Origin of the sequence: Marinimicrobium sp. UBA4509 (assembly GCF_002388575.1) — a bacterium.
In the GTDB taxonomy this organism is placed as follows: domain Bacteria; phylum Pseudomonadota; class Gammaproteobacteria; order Pseudomonadales; family Cellvibrionaceae; genus Marinimicrobium; species Marinimicrobium koreense.
In genome coordinates this window covers 15,988-20,409 of sequence record NZ_DGMV01000034.1, presented here as the reverse complement: position 1 = coordinate 20,409, position 4,422 = coordinate 15,988, and the positions used below count along the sequence as shown (strand labels likewise).

Here is a 4,422-nt window from a genome sequence, read left to right as displayed (position 1 = left end):
CCTTCAAACGCCTGCAGACGCTCGCGGTTACCTTCGGTTACCTTTACCTGTACCACAACGGTATCGCCCGGGGCGAATTCCGGTACATCCTGTTTCATCTGTTCGGCGTCGAGCGCCTGAATGATCTTGTTAGTCATGCCTAGTCTCCTGAGAGTCTGTAGCTTCACAGCTAGAGTTAAGTGCTTCAAGGTCCCGACGAAAGTCCGTCAACAGCGCATGCTGTTCCTCGGTTAGGTTAATTGCTTCAAGCAAGTCTGGCCGTTTCTGCCAGGTCCGCCCCAGCGCCTGTTTCAGGCGCCAGCGCCGAATTCTTTCGTGGTCACCGGACAGTAGCACTTCCGGGACCTCATGCCCTTCAAAATTTTCCGGGCGGGTGTAGTGTGGGCAGTCCAGCAACCCCTCCGTGAAGGAATCCTGCTCTGCCGACTGAGCGTGCCCCAAAGCGCCTGGAATCAGCCGGGTCACGGCATCAATTACCACCATGGCGGGCAACTCACCGCCACTCAGAACGTAATCCCCGATGGACCACTCCTGATCGACCACCGTCTTCAGCAAACGCTCATCAATCCCTTCATAGCGTCCCGCCACCAGCACCATCGGGCCATAACTGGCCAGGGTTTCTACGCCAGACTGATCCAGCGGCCGCCCCTGAGGCGACAGATAAATCACCGGTGCGTCCTCCCCGGCCCAGGCCTGGGCGGCCGCGATAGCGTCGCGCAGAGGCTCCACCATCATCACCATGCCGGGACCGCCACCGTAGGGTCGATCGTCTACCGTGCGGTGCTTATCCCGAGTAAACTCCCGGGGGTTCCAGCACTGCACGTCGATCAGCCCCTGCTTGACGGCCCGACCGGTCACACCGTAGCCGGTCACCGCCTGCATCATGTCCGGAAACAGACTGACCACCGCCAGTCGTACCGGCTGTGTTTCGGGCGCTTCGCTCAAAACTCCGGGTCCCAGTCCACCTCGATACACTCTGCCGCCAGGTCAACCCGGCGCACATACTGTTCGGGCACATAGGGAATCAATCGCTCGCTCTGGTCGATACTCTGGGCATCACCCTGCACCACCAACACATCGTTGGCGCCAGTCTCCAGCAAGCGTGTCACGGTACCCAGATCGTACTCCTGACCGCCCCAGTGGCTGACGACCCGAAGGCCCTGCAACTGATGCCAGTAATAGTCGTCCCCTTCCAGCTCCGGGAGCAGCTGTTTTTCCACGGCAATGGTCACCCCGGTGTAGAGGGCGGCCTCATCGCGGTCGTCGACACCCTTGATGTGCGCAACAAACCCTTTGCCGTGAGGTCGACTGTCATCGATTTCTACCGGTTTTACTCCCCGGGCGGTTTTCAACCACCAGGGGCCGTAGCCAAACAGGTTCTCCTGCGGCTCGGTGTAGGAGTGAATTTTCACCCACCCCTGAATACCAAATACGGCGGTAATACGCCCGACGTCAATCAGGTTTGACCCCTTGTTGCGGGTTCGGGCGTCAGCCATAGTCAAGCGCGCCTCGCTTAGGCGGCTTGCTTCTTCTGCTCTTTCAGCAGGCTGGCTACGCGCTCGCTCAGCTGTGCGCCTTGGCCTACCCAGTACTCGACACGCTCATTGTCGATACGCAGGCGCTCTTCCTGACCGCGGGCGATCGGGTTGAAGAAACCAACGCGTTCGATGTAACGGCCGTTACGGGCGCTGCGGCTGTCGGTTACGGACAGGTGGTAAAAAGGACGCTTTTTGGAGCCGCCACGTGACAGACGAATAGTTACCATTGAGGATTTTCCTATATTTTCCAATTGGGGCCGGCACTTACCGACACCCGGTGAAAAGACCCAATCACACACAGGGTGCGAAAGGCGCGGTATTTTAAGGGAAAGAATCGGCTTTGTATAGGCCGATATGGACAAAGATCGGCCAATTTGCGTGCCGGCCAGCCGCTTGTGGCCGACCGGCAGACGCCCGGGCGGTCAGTCGGTCATATCGGTGTAGCGATTGGGGAGGTCCAGATCGATACTCTGCGCCATGCCCGGCAGGCGCAACTCCCGGCTGCCCAGCTCGATTTCGCTCTCATCGATCATGTTCTGGCCAAAGTGGTACAGGGTATCGAACTGCCCCTTGAGCGCCTGGCTATCATAGACCCCGGCCCGCTCCCGGACCGACTCCCGACGCGCCGCGTAAGCCTCAAACGCCGAGTCACCGTAGCGCCGGCGCAGCATCGGCTCCACCACCCGGGGGGCCAGCACGCTGGCGGTGGCATTGTTGCCACCAAACCCTTTGGAGTTCAGGAACGCCACATCCAGCGGATTTTCCCGGCGATCCAGGTCCTCCAGCGGAATGGTCAGGCGTTCGGAAAACACGTCATCCGCCACCTTGTCGATGGTCTTGATGCCCGGCACAAAGCCATAACGGAACACACCGAGGCTGTTGATCAACTGCTCGCCGCTGGCGGCGGACAGGGTGTGGCCCACATAGGCCTTGACCGCGGTGACCGGCCAGTCGGTAATACCGAACACCTCGGCCACCCGATGAAAGATCTCGGATTCGGTCACCCGATTCTGGGGGGTGCTGGAGCCGTGGGCCTGAATCATGGAGCGCTTCTGGATCGACTCATCACCCAGAATGGCGCGCGCGGAGGCGACCGCTTTGGCCATGGTGATGTAGTTACCCGGCCCCGGTGCGGAAATCGACTTTTTGAAACCGTCCGCATTGATGAACACGTCATTGACCGCACCGTGAATATCGGCTCCAAGCTCAAGCGCCAGCGCATCATCCATGAGCACCACATACTGGCTGGACTCGGCAATGGTGAAACCGCAGTTTTCCCCGAACGGCCGACTGGTCCGACGAGGGTCGGTCTCGTCGGCACCGTCGATTTTCTTCAGTTTGTCTTCGGCGGCCAAAGCACCCATGGTGGCATAACCATCGATGATTTCCGGGGTGATCGGCGCCTCGGCGTTACCCACCACCGCGACCCGGCAGCGCCCGGCGGTAATGTCTTCCACCGCCGCGCGCAGGTTATACAAAAATGAGGCACAAGCGCCGGCAATGGCCCCGGTCTGACCGACGCTGCCGATAATGTAGGCGTTGACGAAATCCGCCGGCATGCTGTTCAGACCCAGTGGGCACTGCTTGGTACTGACCCGACCGCCCTTCAGGCGCGCCTGCAGCAAACCGCCAAAGCCCGCCTCGTCCATCTGACTCATGACATTGCTGGCATATACACTCACCTGGTCCGGACGCACCGCATTGGCAATGTCAGCCCAGGGCACACCCACCGACTGGATCGCATCAGAGGCACCAATGACGGTCAACTGCAACGCTCGGGGATGAAAGCGGGAGTTATACAGAGTGCCGGGATCGAACCCCTTGGGCAGTTGCCCGGCGGACTTGACCGGCAGGGCCCGGAAGCTGTCCCATTTTACATCCAGTGTTCCAGTCAGCGTGACTTTGACGCGCCGATCATCCAGCGTTTGAACCTGCCAGTCGGAAGGCAGCGGTTCGGGCAGGTCGCGCTCGGACAATTCAAAACTCATGGGCGCCTCGCTACCACTGAGGCTGGCACTTTTCTGCCAGTGCGCGGCATCCACATCAAAAAGCGCCGGGTCGATGCGGCGAATCAGCGTGCCCTCCAGAATCGCCGGGCCGAACTGGCGCTCAATCTCGGCCAGCTCATAGGGGCGGTCATCCGCGTCCCGATAAGCATTGTCTTCGAAAGTCACCAGCCCCATCAGCACCGCCAGGCCGGCCAGGGTCTCCTGCCGCTCTTGTGTGGGCAAGCTTTCGATGATCATTCGCCGATAGGCATGATGACCCGAGCTTCGACCGGCGGCATTAAAACCACCAAATCCCACAATAACCGGCAGTGATGACATAGTTGACTCCCATTGAATTCAACAACCTCGACGGGTCCACAGACGGCGGGCACACGAGGTCTGGACAGCTGGAAAGTGTATTGCCCTGACTGGCAATTGTCATGGTTGTTTTCGCCAAAACTTGTGGTATTTTGGCCAAATCACACCAGAGAGCCCGTTTTATGCCCCAGAATGCCGGAGAAGCCATTCAGATAGCGTTTCTGCTCAGCGACAACATGCTGGCTACCAGCGCCACCCTGCCCATGGAGATGCTGCTCACGGCGGAGAGCGCCAACCAGCGCGACCGCGGCAGCCAGCGAACCCGACTGATATTGAGCACGGTCTCGGCCCAGGGTGAGCCGGCCGCGACCCGATCCGGCCTGCGCTGGACGCCAGACCACGCCCTGGAGAATGCCCCCTCCCCCGATCTGGTTTATGTACCCGGCTTCTGGCGCAACCCGCGTCCCATCATCCGGCGCCAACCGCAGGTGCTGGACTGGCTCCGGGAGCAATATCAGAACGGCGCCCTGATCAGCGCGGTGGGCACCGGCTGCTGTTTTCTGGCCGAGGCGGGGCTG

General features: G+C 60.3%; 6 protein-coding genes. 1 reads left to right on the top strand and 5 read right to left on the bottom strand.

The annotated features are described in order from the left end of the window. The 5 genes from B3520_RS17495 to B3520_RS04870 form a co-directional block, all read right to left on the bottom strand. Nucleotides 1–137 (bottom strand): 50S ribosomal protein L19 (locus B3520_RS17495; RefSeq protein WP_414673874.1); only part of this gene is annotated, 137 nt, incomplete at its 3' end. After that, the gene (gene trmD, locus B3520_RS04885; RefSeq protein WP_286805891.1) at nt 130–945 is read right to left on the bottom strand and encodes a tRNA (guanosine(37)-N1)-methyltransferase TrmD; all 816 of its coding nucleotides are present in this window, start codon (nt 943–945) and stop codon (nt 130–132) included. The genes B3520_RS17495 and trmD, both read right to left, overlap by 8 nt. Further along, complete coding sequence (gene rimM / locus B3520_RS04880) at nt 942–1,496, bottom strand: ribosome maturation factor RimM (RefSeq protein ID WP_286805890.1); 555 nt, start codon at nt 1,494–1,496, stop codon at nt 942–944. Before rimM ends, trmD begins: the two co-directional genes overlap by 4 nt. A 17-nt stretch (nt 1,497–1,513) precedes the next feature. After that, entirely contained in the window at nt 1,514–1,765 is a 252-nt protein-coding gene (gene rpsP / locus B3520_RS04875; RefSeq protein WP_024459907.1) for a 30S ribosomal protein S16, read from the bottom strand. A gap of 195 nt (nt 1,766–1,960) precedes the next feature. Next, nucleotides 1,961–3,865 (bottom strand): beta-ketoacyl synthase, encoded by a 1,905-nt coding sequence (locus tag B3520_RS04870; RefSeq protein ID WP_286805888.1) that lies wholly within the window; start codon nt 3,863–3,865, stop codon nt 1,961–1,963. A 161-nt stretch (nt 3,866–4,026) separates the two neighbouring features. On the opposite strand from B3520_RS04870, the gene B3520_RS04865 reads away from it, so the two are divergent. Further along, a partial coding sequence (locus tag B3520_RS04865; protein WP_286875528.1) for a DJ-1/PfpI family protein occupies nt 4,027–4,422 on the top strand: 396 nt, incomplete at its 3' end.